Source organism: Bradyrhizobium sp. 41S5, from assembly GCF_011516665.3.
In the GTDB taxonomy this organism is placed as follows: domain Bacteria; phylum Pseudomonadota; class Alphaproteobacteria; order Rhizobiales; family Xanthobacteraceae; genus Bradyrhizobium; species Bradyrhizobium quebecense.
On the sequence record NZ_CP083721.1, the window covers coordinates 1685705 to 1704035 of the forward strand.

Here is an 18331-nt window from a genome sequence, read left to right on the forward strand (position 1 = left end):
GTCTCTGAACCGCCTGATCGCCGGGCTCGTGCTCGCGGTGTCCGTCGTGCTCGGCACGGCCGCCGCCGAGGCCCATCCGCATGTCTGGATCGTGGCCAAAAGCGAGCTGATCTACGCGCCTGACGGCACCATCACCGCCGTCCGCCACGCCTGGACCTTCGACGACATGTTCTCGACCTATGCGCTGCAGGGCATCGAGACCAAGGTGAAGGGCGCCTACAGCCGCGAGGAACTGGCGCCGCTGGCGCAGACCAATGTCGAGTCGCTGAAGGAATACGCCTACTTCACCTTCGCCAAGGGCGACGGCAAGAAGCAGAAGTTCGCCGAACCGGTCGACTACTTCCTCGAATACAAGGATTCGGCGCTGACGTTGCACTTCACCCTGCCGGTGAAGACGCCGTTCAAGGCCAGGCAGCTCTCGCTGGAAGTGTTCGACCCGACCTACTTCATCGACTTCCAGTTCGCGGAGAAGGAGCCGGTCAAGCTGGTCGGCGCCGCTGTAGACTGCAAGATGCAGTTCGAGCGGCCGAACGACGGCACCGCCGCCGCGCAGAAGCTCGGCGAGCAGAACTTCCTCGACGGCGGCAACGGCAATTTCGGCATGATGTTCGCCAACAAGATCACGGTGGATTGCCCATGAAGCCGATCGCCTCCCGCGCGATGCGTAGCCTCGCCGTGTCCGCCGTTGTGCTGGCGGCATTCGCGGTGCTCGATGGCGCGGTTCATGCGCTGCTGGCGCAAAATCCGTTCGGCGCACCGCGCGCGGCGGAGCCGCAGGGCGGGATCGTCGGCTGGCTCTTGGCCAAACAGTCGGAGTTTTACCGCGAGATCTCGGCGACCATCCGCGCCGCGAAATCCGACGGCTCGGCGGTCTGGACGCTGCTCGCGATCTCCTTTGCCTACGGGATTTTCCATGCCGCCGGCCCCGGCCACGGCAAGGCGGTGATCTCGTCCTACATGGTCGCCAATCGCGAGACCGCGCGGCGCGGCATCGTCCTGTCGTTCGCCTCGGCGCTGATGCAGTCGCTGGTCGCGGTTCTGATCGTCGGCGTCTGCGCCTGGCTGCTCAACGCGACGGCGAAGACCATGTGCGGCGCGGAGAAGGCGATCGAGATCGCGAGCTACGCGCTGATCGCGGCGTTCGGCGCCCGGCTGGTCTGGGTCAAGGGTGGCGGCTTCCTCCGCGCGCTCCAGCTGCCGCGGCCGGCGCTGGCGATGGCCGGCGCGCATCAGCACGATCACGACCACCATGATCACGATCACCACGACCATGGCCATGATCACCATCATCGTCACGCGCATGACGATCATGGCCATCATCATGATCACGGCCACGATCACGGGCATGACGCGCAGCACGTCCATGACGAGCATTGCGGCCATTCGCACGGCCCGACGCCGGCTGAGCTCGCCGGTCCCGGCGGCTGGCGGCGTGGCTTCGGTGCGATCCTCACGGTCGGGATCCGGCCGTGTTCGGGTGCGATCCTGGTGCTGGTGTTTGCGCTGGCGCAGGGCCTGTTCTGGGCCGGCGTTGCCGCGACCTTCGTGATGGGGCTCGGCACCGCCATCACGGTGGCGGCGATCGCGCTCGTCGCGGTGTCGGCACGCGGCGTGGCCGAGCGATTGAGCGCGGCGCGCGACGGGGGCGGCATGGTGATCATGCGCGGCCTGGAGTTTGCTGCCGCGGGTCTGGTGCTGCTGTTCGGGCTCGGGCTGCTGTTCGGCTATGTCGCGGCCGAGCGGGCGACGTGCCTTTGAAGTCCTAACTTCGAGTGATCCGTCACCCCCGCGCAAAGGCTTCGTGTTTGCGCGGGGATGACGGATAACGGGACTGCGGCTTCAACTCGTCAGATACCCCCTTATCGCCGGCAGGAAGAATATCGCGATGTTGATCGCAAAGCCGATGCTCCAGAGGATCGAGCGCAGCGTCGGGCGGTTGCCGATATAGGTGAAGACGTAGGCGATCCGCACGATCAGGAACAGCACCGCCAGCTCGTCGATCAGCCGCAGCGGCCCGACGCGGAATTCGGCGAGCAGCACGGCGAAGGCGAAGAACGGGAAGGCCTCGATGCCGTTCTGGTGGGCGCCGAGCGCCCGCGAGCGGATCGGGTCGTGGTAGAAATCCGGATCGCGCGGTTTTGAATTGTCGAAACCGCTTATGCCGGCCCATTTCACCGATACGATCGTCAGCAGCGAGAGCAGCAGCGTCCCGAAGACGCACCATTCGGCGATCGTCATGGTTCCTCCCCATTCACGGACCGGAACGTAGCCAACCGGCACTCGGCTTGACAAGGTTGGAGCAACGCGCGAAGCCCAATGCCCCCAAGTGAAGGACTTTAGGCGCAACGCCATCATGAGCACGGTGATCCCCTTCGAGAGCGCGAAGCCGGCCGCGGCGCCGAAGCCGGAACGCGTCGGCGTGCTGCTGGTCAATCTCGGCACGCCGGATACGGCGGATGCCGCCGGCGTTCGGGTCTATCTGAGGGAATTCCTGTCCGACCCGCGGGTGATCGAGGACCAGGGGCTGCTCTGGAAGCTGATCCTCAACGGCATCATCCTACGCGTTCGCCCGGCCCGCAAGGCGCGCGACTATCTGAAGATCTGGAACACCGAGAAGAACGAGTCGCCGCTGAAGACCATCACGCGCTCGCAGGCCGACAAGCTGGCGGAGGCGATCGCCGATCACGATCACGTCGTGGTCGACTGGGCGATGCGCTACGGCAACCCGTCGATCAAGCAACGCATCGAGGCTCTGACGGCGCAAGGCTGCAGCCGGCTGCTACTGGTGCCGCTCTATCCGCAATATTCCGCGGCGACGTCGGCGACGGTCTGCGATGAGGCGTTTCGCGTGCTGGCCGGGATGCGCGCGCAGCCGATCCTGCGGGTGACGCCGCCTTACTATGACGATCCCGACTACATCGAGGCGCTCGCGGTCTCGATCGACGACCGTCTCGCGACGCTGCCGTTCCAGCCCGAGGTCATCCTCGCGTCGTTTCACGGCATGCCGAAGGAATATGTGGACAAGGGCGATCCCTATCAGGCGCAATGCATTGCCACGACCAACGCGCTGCGCAAGCGGCTCGGGCTCGATGCCGACAGGCTGATGCTCACCTTCCAGTCGCGCTTCGGCAATGCCGAGTGGCTGCAGCCCTATACCGACAAGACGGTTGAGAAGCTCGCCAGGGACGGCGTGCGGCGAATTGCCGTTGTCACGCCCGGCTTCTCCGCCGACTGCCTGGAGACGCTGGAGGAGATCGCGCAGGAGAATGCCGAGATCTTCCGGCACAATGGCGGCGAGCAGTTCGCGGCCATCCCCTGCCTCAACGACAGCGAGGCCGGCATGGACGTGATCCGCCAGCTCGTGCTGCGCGAGCTTCAGGGCTGGATCTAGCGAGGCTTGATCCAGGCAGGCTGGATCTGATTGTTAGCGATCCGTGACAGCGGACACAGTGGTTCGTTCAGCCTTGCTGCATCTCGTGTTCAGCTTGCGTGCATCTGGCAGTCCGACAACCGCTTCCTATGTGCTAGAGAGAATAACAGCCGGCTGAACCGGCGGAGCGGTCCTGCCGACCAATGCACGACCGTGCCTGGCGACGGTCTCGCGGGTCTCGCGGTGCCTTGGAGGACTTTATGACTAGCTTCGACATTTTCGCGATCGCGCTTGTTCTTCTCGTCATCGTCACGCTGTTCGCCGGGATCAAGACCGTTCCGCAGGGCTATGACTGGACCATCGAGCGGTTCGGCAAATACACCCGCACGCTGTCGCCCGGCCTCAATCTGATCGTGCCGTATTTCGATCGCATCGGGCGCAAGATGAATATGATGGAGCAGGTGATCAACATCCCCGAGCAGGAGGTAATCACCAAGGACAACGCCACCGTGACGGTGGACGGCGTCGCGTTCTTCCAGGTGTTCGATGCCGCGAAGGCGAGCTACGAGGTCGCCAATCTCAACCAGGCGATCATCGTGTTGACCATGACCAATATCCGCTCGGTGATGGGCTCGATGGATCTCGACCAGGTGCTGTCGCATCGCGACGAGATCAACGAGCGGCTGCTGCGCGTGGTCGACGCCGCGGTGTCGCCCTGGGGCCTCAAGGTCAATCGAATCGAGATCAAGGACATCGTGCCGCCGGCCGACCTCGTCGAGGCGATGGGCCGGCAGATGAAGGCGGAGCGCGTCAAGCGCGCCGACATCCTGCAGGCGGAAGGCCAGCGGCAGTCCGAGATCCTGCGCGCCGAGGGCGCCAAGCAGGGCCAGATCCTGCAGGCCGAAGGCCGCAAGGAGGCTGCGTTCCGCGACGCCGAGGCGCGCGAGCGCTCCGCCGAAGCCGAGGCGAGAGCCACCCAGATGGTCAGCGATGCCATCGCCAAGGGCGACGTCGCAGCGCTGAACTATTTCATCGCCGACAAGTACATCAAGGCGTTCGGCCAATTGGCTGATTCGCCGAACCAGAAAGTGCTGATGCTGCCGATCGAGGCGACCAGCATCCTCGGCTCGCTCGCCGGCATCGGCGAGATCGCCAAGGCCACCTTCGGGGAGAGTGCCGCATCCGCCGCGGCCGCCGCACGGCGCGGCTCGGTGCCGCCGGCAGGTTCAATGCCACCACCGCCGGTGCCGCCGCAGCGGTAAGATTGCTGACGGCATCGCGCCTGCAATGTGAGAGGTCGTGTCATGGCCGAGATGTTTTCGACATTGGGTACCTGGAACTGGCTGATCTTCGGCTTCATCCTGATGGCGCTCGAACTCGCAGCGCCCGGGGTGTTCCTGTTCTGGCTCGGGCTCGCGGCGCTGCTGGTCGGCCTGCTGTCGTTCGTCTTTACGCCGTCCTGGCAGACGCAGCTCCTGATGTTCGCGGTGTTCGCCGCGCTGGCGGTGCCGGTGTGGCGGCATTTTGCCAGGGGCGCGACCGAGGCGAGCAAGACCAATCCGTTCCTCAACCGCCGCAACGAAGCCTTGGTCGGCCGCGAATTCACACTGGAGAAGCCGATCGTCGACGGGGCAGGCACGATGCGGATCGACGACACGGTGTGGCGCGTGGCCGGCCCCGATGCGCCGGCCGGCAGCCGGGTCAAGGTGGTCCGCGCCGACGGCGCGAGCCTGACGGTGGCCGCGGTCTAGCTGCCGCCCTGTCTGCTCCAGCGCTCGGCGAAGCGATTGAGCGGCGTGAAGGTTTGGAGCAGCTCCCGGCCGAGCGCGGTGAGGCTGTAACCATCATCCGTCAGCTCGACGAGCCCGGACTCGCGCAGTTCGGTCAACCGCGTCTGCAGGATCGCCGGTGACGCTTCGTCGCAGGCGGCGCGCAGCGCGCGCGAGGTCAGAGCGCCCTCCCGCAGCTCCCAGACGATGCGCAAGGTCCAGCGCCGTCCCAATAGATCGAGCAGCGCCATGATCGGGCGGCCAGTCCATGAGCCGCGGACGCCGGGTTTGGCGGTGGGAACCTGCTTCGCCATGTCGCGAACCCCTCTCGAATCTCGCTTGCGTCGATCGCTACAGATATTGTAGCGTGGCGCTACAGTAAATGTAGCGACGAGATCAGCCCATGTCACGCATCGCACCGCTCGATCCGCCCTATGCGGCAGACGTTCAACAGCATTTCGACCGCATCATGCGCGGCAAGCCGCCGCTAGTGCTGTTCCGCATGATGGCAGGGCACCCGCGCGCCTGGGAAAAGTTTCGCGGCGGCAGCCTGCTCGACCGCGGGCCGCTGCCCCTGCGGGAACGCGAGATCGTGATCGACCGCACCTGCGCGCTCAATGCATGCGAATATGAATGGGGCGTGCATGTCACCGCGTTCGGCGCCGCCGCCGGGCTGTCGGAGCAGCAGGTCCACGCCACCGTGCGCGGCAAGGCCGATGCGGATTGCTGGTCGCCGGCCGAGCAGGCGCTGATCGCCGCGGTCGACGCGCTGCATGCGCTCGCGACGCTGGATGACGCTGAATTCGCGGCGCTGTCGGCGCATTATGACGACGATCAGGTGCTGGAGATCATCCTGCTGTGCGGCTTCTACCGCACCGTCTCCTACCTCGCTAACGCGCTGGCGCTGCCGCTGGAGACGACCGCGGCGCGGTTTCCGAAGTAACCGATCTCATTCCGGGGCGCGCCACCTGTTGGCGCGATTCCAGGTTCGTCGCTGCGCGCCGCCCCGGAATGACAGGGTTGAGAAGAACGTAGGGTGCGCAAGGCGCAGCACGCCCGCCAATTCCCGTGCGGGGCGGTGGGCACGCTTTACCTTCCAATCTGCAGCATCGCCAGCATGATCCAGACGACCATAAGGACAATTGCGCAGACAAGCATGCCCCAAGCCTTCCGACGTCGGGCTTGGCATCTCTCGGAGAGATTGGGAGACAGAATTGCGTAGGACGACATCCACGACCGCGTGACCCAATCCACGTGGGACGCATGATCTTCGCCCCACTCCTGGGTGAACAACGTATGCTGGTAGAAGCCGATGACGAAGCACGCCAGAGCTCCAAGCCAGACGGTGAAAGATAAGAACAAACCAATCGCAGCCAATTCAAACACCGCTCGTGATGTGACGACCACACTCGGATTCGCGAAATCTCGGCCCTCTGGGACGGCCAACTGGCCGGCGAAGAGCGGAGCGTAGGTGGGTTGGCGAACCGTACTCCGCCGCGTCTGCTCGGAAGATTGGTGGGTTACGCGTTCGGCCAAACTACCCCAGAAATCCGAAGGCTACGCCACGCCGGCGCGCAGCAGATCGTGCAGGTGGATGATGCCGACCGGCTTCTTTCCTTCGGTCACGATCAGCGTGATGATCTTCAGCTTGTTGAGCAGTTCCAGCGCCTCGCCGGCGAGGGTGTCGCGCCCGATCGTCTTCGGCGGTCTGGTCATGATCTCATCGACCGACTGCGCCAGGAGGTTCGGATGCATATGCCGGCGAACGTCGCCATCGGTGACGATGCCGACGAGGTCGCCGTTGTGGTCGGTGATCCCGACACAGGCAAATCCCTTGGAGGTCATCTCGATCAGCGCGTCCGACATCTTGGTGCCGAGCGGCTTCAGCGGCAGCGCCTCGCCGCTGTGCATCAGGTCGCGGGCATGTTTCAGGAGCGCGCCGAGCTTGCCGCCCGGATGCAGCACGCTGAAGTCGGTCGAGGTGAAGCCGCGGCCTTCGAGCAGCGCGATCGCCAGCGCATCGCCGAGCGCCAGCATCATCAGCGAGGACGTGGTCGGCGCCAGATTATGCGGGCAGGCCTCGCGCGCTTTCGGCAGCGTCAGCTGCACGTCGGCGGCCTTACTCAGCGTCGAGTCCTTGTCGGCGGTCATCGCGATCAGCGGGATGCCGAAGCGCGCGGCATAGGCGATCAGGTTGCGCATCTCCGGCTGCTCGCCGGACCATGACAGCGCCAGGATTGCGTCGTCGGCGGTGATCATGCCGAGGTCGCCGTGGCTGGCTTCGGCGGTGTGCACGAAGAACGCCGGCGTGCCGGTGGAGGCGAAGGTCGCGGCGATCTTGCGGCCGATATGGCCCGACTTGCCGAGCCCGGTGACGATCAGCCGCCCCTTGGCCTTGCGGATCAGTTCGGCCGCCGCCGTGAACGCCGCGCCGAGGTCGGACTTGAGTGCCGCAGAGAGCGCAGCGACGCCGCTTGCTTCGGCATCGAGGGTGCGGAGCGCCGACTGAACGGCGCCGTCATCGGGGCCGGATGATTTGGTCATCAGCGGTTTCGGTTTGGCCATTTCGGATTCCAGGGGAGGGTTTTTGCACCCGGGCGTCTCCCTTAGCACGTTCGATTCCGCGATGCGACGCGGCGGCGGATCCTCAACGGCTCATTAACCATAATTGTTTTAACTCCATTAACGACGTTTTTCGCCGCCCGGCGGGATGCGTACGTCAAGTGCATGGATTCGTTGGGGTATTTCCATCGTGTGGCGGCGGCCAGCAAGCGGCCCAAATCGGCGCGGATGCTTCATTCGCGTGGCTTTGCCGTGCCTTCTGCTGACCGCGACCAGCGGGCTCGCCGACGCCCAGACCGTGACGCCGGATCTGTTCAGCCCGAACCGGCAGAGCCAGGTCATCACCCAGGACTCGCCGCTGCGCCGGACCACCGCCGATGCCATGGATCCGCTCAACGGCTTGAGGCTGCCCGACGCCGATCCTGGCCGGCGTGCCTCGTCGTCGTCGGCATCAACGCCGGAGCGCGTCGGACAGATCCCGACCTACGGTCTCCCCGCCGCCAACGGCGCCGCGACGTCAGGCTATGACTCGCTCAACCGCAAGCGCCTGAAGCCGAAATATTATCCGGGCCAGGCCAAGCCGAAGCCGCCGCCGGGACCCGGCTCGCCGGTGCCCACGCCACAGCCGTTGACGGCGGCCGGGCAGTTGCGGCTGTCGATCCCGCCGTCGGAGACCGCCAATAAGCCGCCGCTGCCGCCGGCGATGGCCGGCACCATCGTCGGCCAGCCGCCGCGCAGGCGGCTCAAGATCGACGACGATCCGTTCAGCGCGGTCGGCGACTACGCCGGCTCGTTCATGGTCAAGACCGCGGTCGAGGTAATGGCCGGCTACGATACCAACCCCGGCCGGCTCTACTCGCCGCAGGGCAAGGCATTCTACATGGTCGCGCCGGAATTCCTCGCGGTGTCGGACTGGGAGCGCCACGCCGTCGTCGCCGATCTGCGCGGCTCGTTCACCGGCTACGGCTCCCAACTCACGCCGATCGACGGCACGCCGCTGTCGGCGCCGCTCGATATCGACCGTCCGAATTTCACCGGCCATATCGACGGCCGTCTCGACGTCTCCAGAGACACGCATCTCTTGGCGCAGGCCCGCATGCTGGTCTCGACCGACAATCCCGGCAGCCCGAACGTGCAGGCCGGCCTCGCCAAATATCCGATCTACTCTACGGTCGGCGGCACCTTCGGCATCGACCAGAATTTCAACCGCATGCAGGTCTCGCTTGGCGCCACCGTCGACCGTACCGATTATCAGTGGTCGAAGCTGACCGACGGCACCTCGTCGTCGAACGACGACCGCAACTTCACGCAATATGGCGGCATCGGCCGCCTCAGCTATGAGCTCAACCCGGCCATAAAGCCCTTCATCGAGGTGCAGGGCGACAGCCGCGTCCACGATCTCTATCTCGACCGCGCCGGTTACGCGCGCGATTCATCGGGCGGCTACGCCAAGGCCGGCACCTCGTTCGAGTTCACGCGGCTGCTGTTCGGCGAAATCTCGATCGGCTACGCGATGCGCGATTATGCCGACACGCGGCTCAACCGGCTCGAGGGGCTGCTCACGACGGCGTCGCTGACCTGGACCGCGACGCCGCTGACCACGGCCAAGTTCTATTCCGACACCCAGCTCGGCGAGACCACGCTGCCCGGCACCTCCGGCGTGCTGTCGCGCACCTACACCGTAGAGGTCGATCACGACTTCCGCCGCTGGCTCACTGCGATCGGCAAGTTCACCTACGGCACGCTCGAGTACCAGGGCGATAACCGCAACGACACCATCTACTCGGTGTCCGCCGACCTGATCTACAAGATGACCCGCAGCCTCTGGATCAAGGGCACGGTCCGCCGCGACTGGCTGGATTCGAACCTGGCGGGACAGAGCTCGGCGTCGACGGTCGTGATGCTGGGCGTGCGGGTGCAGAACTAAGCTGCTGAAACACTCACGTGCCACCGCCACAGCTCGTCATGCCCGCGCATGCGGGGCATCCAGTACGCCGCGGCCTATCGGTTCAAGCGCTGACATCTCTGGAATACTGGATCGCCCGCTTTCGCGGGCGATGACAGTTCAGTGTGTGGCTGTGGTCCGGCGTGCTTACCCCGGCAGGTCCGTCTTCCCCATCAGGATGCTGTCGATCGAGCGCGCGCACTGGCGGCCTTCGCGGATTGCCCAGACCACGAGCGACTGGCCGCGGCGCATGTCGCCGGCGGAGAAGATCTTCGCTCGCGAGGTCTGGTAGTCCTGCAGGGAGGCGCGGACGTTGCCGCGCTGGTCGAGCTCGACGCCCAGCGTCTTGAGCAGGCCCTCGTGCACCGGATGCACGAAGCCCATCGCCAGCAGCACCAGCTCGGCGTCGAGCGTGAACTCGGTGCCGGGCAGCGGCTTGAACTTGTCGTCGACCTTGACGCAATGCAGTTTTGTCACTTTGCCGTCGACGCCTTCGAACTTCGTCGTTAGCACCGCGAATTCGCGCACCGCGCCTTCAGCCTGGCTCGACGAGGTCCGCATCTTCAGCGGCCAGTTCGGCCAGGTCACGCCCTTGTTCTCGTGCTCGGGCGGTGCCGGCATGATCTCGAGCTGGGTCACGGACTTGGCGCCCTGCCGGAACGAGGTGCCGATGCAGTCCGAGCCGGTGTCGCCGCCGCCGATCACGACGACATGCTTGCCGCCGGCCAGGATGTCGGCGGCGCCGTTCAGCGGCTCGCCGGAGACGCGGCGGTTCTGCTGCGGCAGGAAGTCCATCGCGAAGTGGATGCCGGCGAGCTCGCGGCCCGGGATCGGCAGGTCGCGCGGGGCTTCCGCGCCGCCGGTCAGCGCCACCGCGTCATACTGCTTGGCGAGCTCCTGCGGGTCGATCGCACCGGGCGTCGAGCCGCCCACCGCCTTGCCGTAGTGGAAGGTGACGCCTTCGGCTTCCATCTGCGCCACGCGGCGGTCGATGATGTTCTTCTCCATCTTGAAGTCGGGAATGCCATAGCGCAGCAGGCCGCCGGCCTTGGCGAACTTCTCGTAGACATGCACCTCGTGGCCGGCGCGCGCGAGCTGCTGCGCGGCGGCGAGGCCAGCGGGGCCCGAGCCGATCACGGCGACCTTCTTGCCGGTCTTGGCGGCCGCGATCTCCGGCTTCACCCAGCCATTGTCCCAGGCGCGGTCGACGATCGCGCATTCGATGGTCTTGATGGTGACGGGGTTGTCGTCGATGTTGAGCGTGCAGGACGCCTCGCACGGCGCCGGGCAGATCCGGCCGGTGAACTCGGGGAAATTGTTGGTCGAGTGCAGGTTGCGCGAGGCCTCTTCCCAGTTGCCCTGATAGACGAGGTCGTTGAAATCGGGGATCTGGTTGTTGACCGGGCAGCCCGGCGTGCCCGGCGCGGTCGAGCCGGTGCCGTGGCAATAGGGGATGCCGCAGTTCATGCAGCGCGCCGCCTGGTCCCGCGTGTCCTTCTCGCTCAGCGGAATGACGAACTCGTTGAAGTTCTTGAGCCGCTCGGCGACCGGCTCGTACTTGCGGTCATGCCGCTCGATCTCGAGAAAACCTGTGATCTTACCCATTGAAACCCGATGCCCCTGCATCTCAGTTGTCCGTCATTCCGGGCTGCGCCGCGAGGCGCAGACCCGGAGGTCTCGAAGTGGTTTGGCGAGATTCCGGGCTCGCGCCGATGGCGCGCCCCGGAATGACGCCCGGTGATATTACGCGCCGATCGCGATTTTCGGCTCGGCGTCGGCGTTGGCCTTCATTTCCTTCAGCGCGCGGCGGTACTCCACCGGCATCACCTTGCGGAATTTCGGCAGCCAGCTCTTCCAGTCGGCGAGGATCTCGGCCGCCTTCTTCGAGCCGGTCAGCTTGGCGTGACGGGTGATCAGGACATGCAACCGCTCCACGTCGGAATCGAGCAGGTTCTGGAACACGTCGACCCGGCCATGCGCCTCGAGATCGCCGGAGTGATGATAGGTGCCTTCGTTGATCATCTCCTCCGACAGCACCGGCTCCAGCTCGACCATCGAAAGGTTGCAGAGCTTGCTGAAGTCGCCGCTCTCGTCCAGCACATAGGCGATGCCGCCGGACATGCCGGCCGCGAAGTTGCGTCCCGTCTTGCCGAGCACCACCACGATGCCGCCGGTCATGTACTCGCAGCAATGATCGCCGGCGCCTTCGACGACCGCGACCGCGCCGGAGTTGCGCACCGCGAAGCGCTCGCCGGCGATGCCGCGGAAGTAGCACTCGCCCGCGATCGCGCCGTACATCACGGTGTTGCCGACGATGATCGATTCCTCCGGCACGATGCCGGAGTTCCTCGGCGGCTTGACGATGATGCAGCCGCCCGAGAGGCCCTTGCCGACATAGTCGTTGCCTTCACCCTCGAGCTCGAAGGTGACGCCCTTGGCGAGCCAGGCGCCGAACGCCTGTCCCGCCGTGCCCTTCAGGCCGACATGGATGGTGTCGAGCGGAAGGCCGGCATGACCGTAGATCTTGGCCACCGCGCCCGACAGCATCGCGCCGGCGGAACGGTCGGTGTTGTTGATCTCTTCCTCGATCTTGACCGGCGCACCGCGATCGAGCGCGGCCTGCGCCTTCTCGATCAGCCGGCGATCGAGCACGGCTTCCAGATGGTGATTCTGGCCTTCCGAGTGATAGATCGTCTGGCCCTTCTCCTCCTTCTGCCGCACGAACAGCTTGGAGAAATCGAGGCCCTTGGCCTTCCAGTGCGAGACCAGCGCGGTCTGGTCCAGCATCTGGACCTGGCCGACCATCTCGTCGAACGTCTTGAAGCCGAGCTGCGCCATGATCTCGCGCACTTCCTCGGCGACGAAGAAGAAGTAGTTGATGACGTGCTCGGGCTGGCCGGTGAAGCGCTTGCGCAGCACCGGATCCTGGGTCGCGACGCCGACCGGGCAGGTGTTGAGGTGGCACTTGCGCATCATGATGCAGCCCGCCGCGATCAACGGCGCGGTGGCGAAGCCGAATTCGTCGGCCCCGAGCAGCGCGCCGATCACGACGTCACGGCCGGTGCGGAAACCGCCGTCGACCTGGACCGCGATACGGCTGCGCAGGCGCTGGCGCACCAGCGTCTGATGGGTTTCGGCAAGGCCGATCTCCCACGGCGAGCCGGCATGCTTGATCGAGGTCAGGGGCGAGGCACCGGTGCCGCCCTCGAAGCCCGCGATGGTCACATGGTCGGCGCGCGCCTTGGCGACGCCGGCCGCAACCGTGCCGACGCCGACTTCGGACACCAGCTTGACCGAGACCTGGCCGTCCGGATTGACGTTCTTGAGGTCGTAGATCAGCTGGGCGAGGTCTTCGATCGAGTAGATGTCGTGATGCGGCGGCGGCGAGATCAGGCCGACACCCGGCGTCGAATGCCGGACGCGCGCGATCGTCGCGTCGACCTTGTGGCCGGGCAACTGGCCGCCTTCGCCGGGCTTGGCACCCTGCGCCATCTTGATCTGCATCATGTCGGAATTGACGAGATATTCCGTCGTCACGCCGAACCGGCCCGAGGCGACCTGCTTGATCGCCGAGCGCATCGAATCGCCGTTGGGAAGCGGCTTGAAGCGGTCGGACTCCTCGCCGCCTTCGCCGGTGTTCGACTTGCCGCCGATCCGGTTCATCGCGATCGCGAGCGTGGTGTGCGCCTCGCGCGAGATCGAGCCGAACGACATCGCGCCGGTCGAGAACCGCTTGACGATGTCCTTGGCCGGCTCGACGTCCTCGAGCTTGACCGGCTTGCGCTTGTCGTCCTCGGCGCTCTTGATCCGGAACAGGCCGCGCAGCGTCAGCAGACGCTCGGACTGCTCGTTGAGGATCTTGGCGAACGCCCGGTAGCGCTCCAGCGAGTTGCCGCGCACGGCATGCTGCAGCGTCGAGACCGATTCCGCGGTCCAGGCATGGTCTTCGCCGCGGGTGCGGTAGGCATATTCGCCGCCGACATCGAGCGCGCTCTTGTAGATCTGGCCGTCGCCGAACGCATCGGTGTGGCGCCGCACGGTCTCCTCGGCGATCTCGCCGAGGCCGACGCCCTCGATCCGCGTGTGGGTGCCGGCGAAATACTTGGCGACGAAGTCCGCCTTGAGGCCGACCGCATCGAAGATCTGCGCGCCGCAATAGGACTGATAGGTCGAGATGCCCATCTTGGACATCACCTTGAGCAGGCCCTTGCCGATCGACTTGATGTAGCGCTTGACGATCTCGTAGTCGTCGAGCGCGCCGGGCAGCCGGTCCTTCATCGCGAGGATGGTTTCGAACGCGAGATAGGGGTTGATCGCTTCGGCGCCGTAGCCGGCGAGGCAGGCGAAGTGATGCACTTCGCGCGGCTCACCCGACTCCACGACGAGGCCGACCGAAGTGCGCAGGCCGGTGCGGATCAGATGATGATGCACGGCGGCGCAGGCGAGCAGCGACGGGATCGGAATCCGGTCGGTGCCGGTCATGCGATCGGACAGGATGATGATGTTGATGCCCTCGCGCACCGCGCCCTCGGCGCGGGCGCAAAGCTCGTCGAGCACCTGCTCCATGCCCGCCGCGCCGAAGCCGGCGTGGAAGGTGGTGTCGAGCGTGCGCGACTTGAAGTGGGTCTCGGGAACGTCGGAGATCGAGCGGATCTTCTCGAGATCGGCATCGGTCAGGATCGGCTGCCGTACTTCGAGGCGCTGGGTCGAGGCGACGCCCTGCAGGTCGAACAGGTTCGGCCGCGGCCCGATGATCGAGACGAGGCTCATCACGATCTCTTCGCGGATCGGGTCGATCGGCGGGTTGGTCACCTGCGCGAAGTTCTGCTTGAAGTAGGTGAACAGCTGCTTCGGCTTGTCCGACAGCGCCGAGATCGGCGTGTCGTTGCCCATCGAGCCGGCTGCCTCCTCACCCGTGGCCGCCATCGGCGTCATCAGGATGGTGATGTCTTCCTGGCTGTAGCCGAACGCCTGCTGGCGATCGAGCAGCGGCAGGTTGGAGCGCACGCCCTTGGCCGGCGCATCCGGCAACTCCTCGAGCTGGATCTGGGTGCGATGCAGCCAGTCACTATAGGGATGGCTCTTGGCGAGGTCGGCCTTGATCTCGTCGTCGGGAATCAGGCGGCCCTGCTCGAGGTCGACGAGCAGCATCTTGCCGGGCTGCAGCCGCCACTTGGTGACGATCTGGTCCTCCGGAATCTTCAGCACGCCCATTTCGGACGCCATCACGATGCGGTCGTCCTTGGTGACGAGATAGCGGGCGGGGCGCAGGCCGTTGCGGTCGAGCGTCGCGCCGATCTTGCGGCCGTCGGTGAAGGCGATCGCGGCCGGGCCGTCCCACGGCTCCATCAGCGCGGCGTGATATTCGTAGAAGGCGCGGCGCTGCTCATCCATCAGGGGATTGCCGGCCCACGCTTCCGGAATCATCATCATCACGGCGTGCGGCAGCGAGTAGCCGCCCTGCACCAGGAATTCGAGCGCGTTGTCGAAGCAGGCGGTGTCGCTCTGTCCTTCATAGGAGATCGGCCACAGGCGGCTGATGTCCTTGCCGTAGAGCTCCGAATGTACGGAAGCCTGCCGCGCCGCCATCCAGTTGACGTTGCCGCGCAGCGTGTTGATTTCGCCGTTATGGGCGATCATCCGGTAGGGATGCGCCAGCGACCAGGTCGGGAAGGTGTTGGTCGAGAAACGCTGATGCACCAGCGCCAGCGCGCTGTCGAAATCCGCTTCATGCAGGTCGGGATAGTACTTGCCGAGCTGGTCGGCGAGGAACATGCCCTTGTAGATCACGGTCCGACACGACAGCGAGCACGGGTAATAGCCCGCCATGCCGCGGTCGCGGCGCTGATAGATCGCCTGCGAGATCGACTTGCGCAGGATATAGAGCCGGCGCTCGAAATCGTCCTCGGTCTTGACTGCGTTGTTGCGGCCGATGAAGACCTGCATGTGATAGGGCTCGGTCGGCTTCACGGTGACGCCGAGCGACGAGTTGTCCGACGGCACGTCGCGCCAGCCGAGCAGCTTGAAGCCCTCGTTCTTGATCTCGTCGGCGATGATGCTCTTGATCACGTTCCGCCACGCGGCATCGCGCGGCATGAACAGCGCGCCGATGGCGTATTCGCCGGGCTTCGGCAGCTTGAAGCCGAGCTCGGAGGTCTTGCGCGCGAAGAAGGCGTGCGGGATCTGCACCAGGATGCCGGCGCCGTCACCGGCGCGCGGGTCGGCGCCGACGGCGCCACGATGCTCGAGGTTGCACAGGATGCTCAGCGCGTCGGAGACGATCTGATGCGACTTCTGGCCCTTGATGTTGGCGATGAAGCCGACGCCGCAGGAATCCTTTTCCAGGCTCAGGTCGTACAGGCCTTCGGCCTGCGGACGCCAGGTGTGAAGCTCGGGGGTGTGCGGTCCAAAGGACGCATCATGCGCTGCATCGGCGGCTTTCGAGTCCGCGGTCGCCGACAGCATGCCTGTCACGATGGTTTCGCGCTCGAATTCCGACCCGCTCATGTGTCCTCTCCCTTTCGTAAGGGGCCTCACCGTATTTGGCGCACCTTGGACGTTGCGGCACCCACCGGGCCACCGCTCGTCCGCCGCGAGCCGCATTTTCCTAAATTCAGGCGACGGGCGTTTCAACGTCCCCTAAGGGACGGCCCTGCCTGCAGCATTCTCGGAGCCCGGGGCGCCGAGGTTTCGTTGCAATCCCTATGCCGGAATGGCCTCGAAATTGAGACAGCTTTACTGTCCTAACCTCGACCTTGCCAAATTTTTGTCTATCACACAAGCGCGAGGAAGTCCTCGCCCGCATGCTTGGATTGGACAGCTCGGCGGGCCCGCCGCGCCCCTGATTCGAAGCAAACACGCCGTGATCTGGCCCAAGGAGGGACCAAGGACCGCCGGAATTCAAACCGAAATTTTGCCCGGCGCGCCGGCAAGAGAGCGGGAAGCTCCGAGAGGCGGGCCAGACAGGAGTTACGGCGATGAAGTTGTTCACAGGTTCGGTTGCAGCCGCCGCCCTCGCGCTCAGCGCAGCCTCGGCCCAGGCGCAGCTGGTAACGTCCGTCCGGATTGGCAGCCCGTCTTTCGTCAGGGTATCCGACATGGGCGGACCCTACGCCGCCATGCCGGAGGTTCCGCCGCCGCCGCGCTTCGGCCGCGTCCCGAGCCTGTTGCCGCCGGTCGAGGTCTACACCGTGCTGCGCGAAAACGGCTATCTGCCACTCGGCGCGCCCCTGCAGCGCGGCTTCGTCTACACGATCTCGGTGATCGACCAGGGCGGCGACGACGGCCGGCTGGTGATTGATGCCCGCGACGGGCACATCATCCGCTTCACCCCGGCCTACCGGCTCGGCGACAATTACGAGGAGGAGATGAGCGCGACCTACGGCCCGGTCGGTCCGATGCCGCGGGCGATCCAGGCGAGGGTGCCGCGGCCGCCGCTCCCGATCCCGCATGTCGCGAGCCGCGTGCCGGTGCCGAAGCGGAGCCCGCTCGCGTCCAGGTCAGCGCCCGGTCCCGCGCCGGCTTCTGCCCCGGCGGCGGCCCAGGCTCCCGCGCCGGCGGCCCAGGCCGCCGTCGCCCCGACCGCTGCGCCGAGCCCGGCAACTGCACCCGCGCCGGCCGAGCAGGCAGCGGCGGCGCCCAAGCCGACCGAAACCCAGGCGGCGGCACCGCAGGCCGTCCAGCAAGCCGAAGCTCCGACCGTCGGTCAGGCCGCTCCGCCGCCGCCGGCACCTGCGATCCTGCCGACCCAGGAAATGCCGAAGGTGCAGGGACTGGAATGATCTACGCTCTTCAAACCTCCCCTTGAAAAGGGGAGGTCGCTTTGCTCGCGAGAGCAAAGCGGGTGGGAATCTGCTCTCTCCGCGAACACTGTCATCCGTGGCCGGACCCCCATCCCGACCTTCCCCCTTTCAGGAGGAAGGGGAAGATTGCCGGATGGAGCCAACGGCTCGCGCGAAAGCCAGCAACAAAAAACGCCCCGGTTTCCCGGGGCGTTTTCGCGTTCAGCCAATATCTGCCGACGCGGGATGTGTCGCTTAGGCCGCGACCTTGCTGGCCGAGCCGTCAACCACCTGCGGGGCCTTCTCGCCGCCGCCGATCGGAATGCTGCGGGGCTTCTTGGCCTCGGGAATCTCGCGGACGAGATCGACGTGAAGCAGGCCGTTCTCGAGCGAAGCGTTCTTCACCTGCACGAAGTCGGCAAGCTGAAAGACGCGCTCGAAGGCGCGCGAGGCGATGCCGCGATAGAGCACTTCGGCGCTGTTGCCGGAGTTCTCGTTGGCGGATTTCTCGCCCTTGATCGTCAGCGTGTTTTCCTTCGCGACGATCGAAAGCTCGGCCTGCGAGAAGCCGGAGACCGCAACGCTGATCCGGTAAGCATTCTCGCCGGTGCGCTCGATGTTGTAGGGGGGATAGCCGGGGCTGCCGTCCGAGGTGACCTGATCGAGCAGGCTGAAGAGGCGGTCGAAGCCGACGGTGGAACGATAAAACGGAGTGAGGTCGTAGGTACGCATAGGGGTAGTCCTCCATTGAGCGACTGTTTCAATTACCCGCCCGCCATCGGGCCGGGCTTAGATGTGTGCAGCCTGATGTTCCGGTTCCGAAACACTGGTAGCGGCCTGCACTGAGATGATATGGGAGGGGTCACGTCGCGTTCAAGAGGCGGAAACCGCGTCGCTTTTTTTC

General features: G+C 65.5%; 14 protein-coding genes. 8 read left to right on the forward strand and 6 right to left on the reverse strand.

Annotated elements, in window-relative coordinates:
• Nucleotides 1–4 precede the first annotated feature (4 nt).
• Both HAP47_RS07925 and HAP47_RS07930 read left to right on the forward strand, forming a co-directional pair.
• Entirely contained in the window at nucleotides 5–640 is a 636-nt protein-coding gene (locus HAP47_RS07925; protein WP_173640601.1) for a DUF1007 family protein, read from the forward strand.
• Complete coding sequence (locus HAP47_RS07930; RefSeq protein WP_371821747.1) at nucleotides 637–1758, forward strand: nickel/cobalt transporter; 1122 nt, start codon at nucleotides 637–639, stop codon at nucleotides 1756–1758. Before HAP47_RS07925 ends, HAP47_RS07930 begins: the two co-directional genes overlap by 4 nt.
• An 81-nt stretch (nucleotides 1759–1839) precedes the next feature.
• Here HAP47_RS07930 and HAP47_RS07935 read toward each other — a convergent pair whose 3' ends face one another.
• On the reverse strand, nucleotides 1840–2238 hold the full coding sequence (locus HAP47_RS07935) for an MAPEG family protein (RefSeq protein WP_173638725.1): 399 nt from the start codon (nucleotides 2236–2238) through the stop codon (nucleotides 1840–1842).
• Between the two features lie 115 nt (nucleotides 2239–2353).
• Between HAP47_RS07935 and hemH the strand changes: the two genes are divergently transcribed.
• From hemH to HAP47_RS07950, 3 genes are all read left to right on the forward strand, one after another.
• A complete protein-coding gene (hemH, locus tag HAP47_RS07940) occupies nucleotides 2354–3391 on the forward strand; it encodes a ferrochelatase (protein ID WP_173638724.1) in 1038 nt (345 codons plus the stop codon).
• A 239-nt stretch (nucleotides 3392–3630) separates the two neighbouring features.
• Entirely contained in the window at nucleotides 3631–4632 is a 1002-nt protein-coding gene (locus HAP47_RS07945) for an SPFH domain-containing protein (protein WP_173638723.1), read from the forward strand.
• A gap of 42 nt (nucleotides 4633–4674) precedes the next feature.
• Nucleotides 4675–5121: an NfeD family protein gene (locus HAP47_RS07950; RefSeq protein WP_173638722.1), complete on the forward strand. Its 447-nt coding sequence runs from the start codon at nucleotides 4675–4677 to the stop codon at nucleotides 5119–5121.
• Here the strand turns inward: HAP47_RS07950 and HAP47_RS07955 are convergent.
• Nucleotides 5118–5453 carry a winged helix-turn-helix transcriptional regulator gene (locus HAP47_RS07955; protein ID WP_173638721.1) on the reverse strand — a complete coding sequence of 112 codons (336 nt, stop codon included), beginning with the start codon at nucleotides 5451–5453 and terminating at the stop codon, nucleotides 5118–5120. The two genes, HAP47_RS07950 and HAP47_RS07955, sit on opposite strands and share 4 nt — an antisense overlap.
• A gap of 89 nt (nucleotides 5454–5542) precedes the next feature.
• Here HAP47_RS07955 and HAP47_RS07960 point away from each other — a divergent pair, with 89 nt between their 5' ends.
• Nucleotides 5543–6082, forward strand: a complete 540-nt coding sequence (locus HAP47_RS07960) for a carboxymuconolactone decarboxylase family protein (RefSeq protein WP_173638720.1) — start codon at nucleotides 5543–5545, stop codon at nucleotides 6080–6082.
• A gap of 614 nt (nucleotides 6083–6696) precedes the next feature.
• Here HAP47_RS07960 and HAP47_RS07965 read toward each other — a convergent pair.
• Nucleotides 6697–7704: a KpsF/GutQ family sugar-phosphate isomerase gene (locus HAP47_RS07965; RefSeq protein ID WP_173638719.1), complete on the reverse strand. Its 1008-nt coding sequence runs from the start codon at nucleotides 7702–7704 to the stop codon at nucleotides 6697–6699.
• 145 nt (nucleotides 7705–7849) lie between these two features.
• Between HAP47_RS07965 and HAP47_RS07970 the strand changes: the two genes are divergently transcribed.
• Nucleotides 7850–9628, forward strand: coding sequence for an outer membrane beta-barrel protein (locus HAP47_RS07970; RefSeq protein ID WP_173638718.1), 1779 nt, complete (start codon nucleotides 7850–7852; stop codon nucleotides 9626–9628).
• 165 nt (nucleotides 9629–9793) lie between these two features.
• Here HAP47_RS07970 and HAP47_RS07975 read toward each other — a convergent pair whose 3' ends face one another.
• Together HAP47_RS07975 and gltB are read right to left on the reverse strand one after the other, a co-directional pair.
• The gene (locus HAP47_RS07975; protein WP_173638717.1) at nucleotides 9794–11251 is read right to left on the reverse strand and encodes a glutamate synthase subunit beta; all 1458 of its coding nucleotides are present in this window, start codon (nucleotides 11249–11251) and stop codon (nucleotides 9794–9796) included.
• 138 nt (nucleotides 11252–11389) lie between these two features.
• Nucleotides 11390–16153 (reverse strand): glutamate synthase large subunit, encoded by a 4764-nt coding sequence (gene gltB / locus HAP47_RS07980; RefSeq protein WP_173638716.1) that lies wholly within the window; start codon nucleotides 16151–16153, stop codon nucleotides 11390–11392.
• Nucleotides 16154–16623: 470 nt separating this feature from the next.
• Between gltB and HAP47_RS07985 the strand changes: the two genes are divergently transcribed.
• A complete protein-coding gene (locus HAP47_RS07985; RefSeq protein ID WP_173638715.1) occupies nucleotides 16624–17427 on the forward strand; it encodes a hypothetical protein in 804 nt (267 codons plus the stop codon).
• A 255-nt stretch (nucleotides 17428–17682) separates the two neighbouring features.
• Here the strand turns inward: HAP47_RS07985 and HAP47_RS07990 are convergent, their stop codons facing one another.
• Nucleotides 17683–18159, reverse strand: a complete 477-nt coding sequence (locus tag HAP47_RS07990) for an Hsp20 family protein (protein ID WP_176396228.1) — start codon at nucleotides 18157–18159, stop codon at nucleotides 17683–17685.
• Between the last annotated feature and the right edge of the window lie 172 nt (nucleotides 18160–18331).

Bases quoted from the DNA above. Each gene is read 5' to 3' on its own strand.
- hemH (WP_173638724.1), top strand. From the start codon at position 2,354: ATGAGCACGGTGATCCCCTTCGAGAGCGCGAAGCCGGCCGCGGCGCCG.
- gltB (WP_173638716.1), bottom strand. From the start codon at position 16,153: ATGAGCGGGTCGGAATTCGAGCGCGAAACCATCGTGACAGGCATGCTG.
- HAP47_RS07960 (WP_173638720.1), top strand. From the start codon at position 5,543: ATGTCACGCATCGCACCGCTCGATCCGCCCTATGCGGCAGACGTTCAA.
- HAP47_RS07990 (WP_176396228.1), bottom strand. From the start codon at position 18,159: ATGCGTACCTACGACCTCACTCCGTTTTATCGTTCCACCGTCGGCTTC.
- HAP47_RS07985 (WP_173638715.1), top strand. From the start codon at position 16,624: ATGAAGTTGTTCACAGGTTCGGTTGCAGCCGCCGCCCTCGCGCTCAGC.
- HAP47_RS07965 (WP_173638719.1), bottom strand. From the start codon at position 7,704: ATGGCCAAACCGAAACCGCTGATGACCAAATCATCCGGCCCCGATGAC.
- HAP47_RS07970 (WP_173638718.1), top strand. From the start codon at position 7,850: ATGCGTACGTCAAGTGCATGGATTCGTTGGGGTATTTCCATCGTGTGG.
- HAP47_RS07975 (WP_173638717.1), bottom strand. From the start codon at position 11,251: ATGGGTAAGATCACAGGTTTTCTCGAGATCGAGCGGCATGACCGCAAG.
- HAP47_RS07955 (WP_173638721.1), bottom strand. From the start codon at position 5,453: ATGGCGAAGCAGGTTCCCACCGCCAAACCCGGCGTCCGCGGCTCATGG.
- HAP47_RS07945 (WP_173638723.1), top strand. From the start codon at position 3,631: ATGACTAGCTTCGACATTTTCGCGATCGCGCTTGTTCTTCTCGTCATC.
- HAP47_RS07950 (WP_173638722.1), top strand. From the start codon at position 4,675: ATGGCCGAGATGTTTTCGACATTGGGTACCTGGAACTGGCTGATCTTC.
- HAP47_RS07930 (WP_371821747.1), top strand. From the start codon at position 637: ATGAAGCCGATCGCCTCCCGCGCGATGCGTAGCCTCGCCGTGTCCGCC.
- HAP47_RS07935 (WP_173638725.1), bottom strand. From the start codon at position 2,238: ATGACGATCGCCGAATGGTGCGTCTTCGGGACGCTGCTGCTCTCGCTG.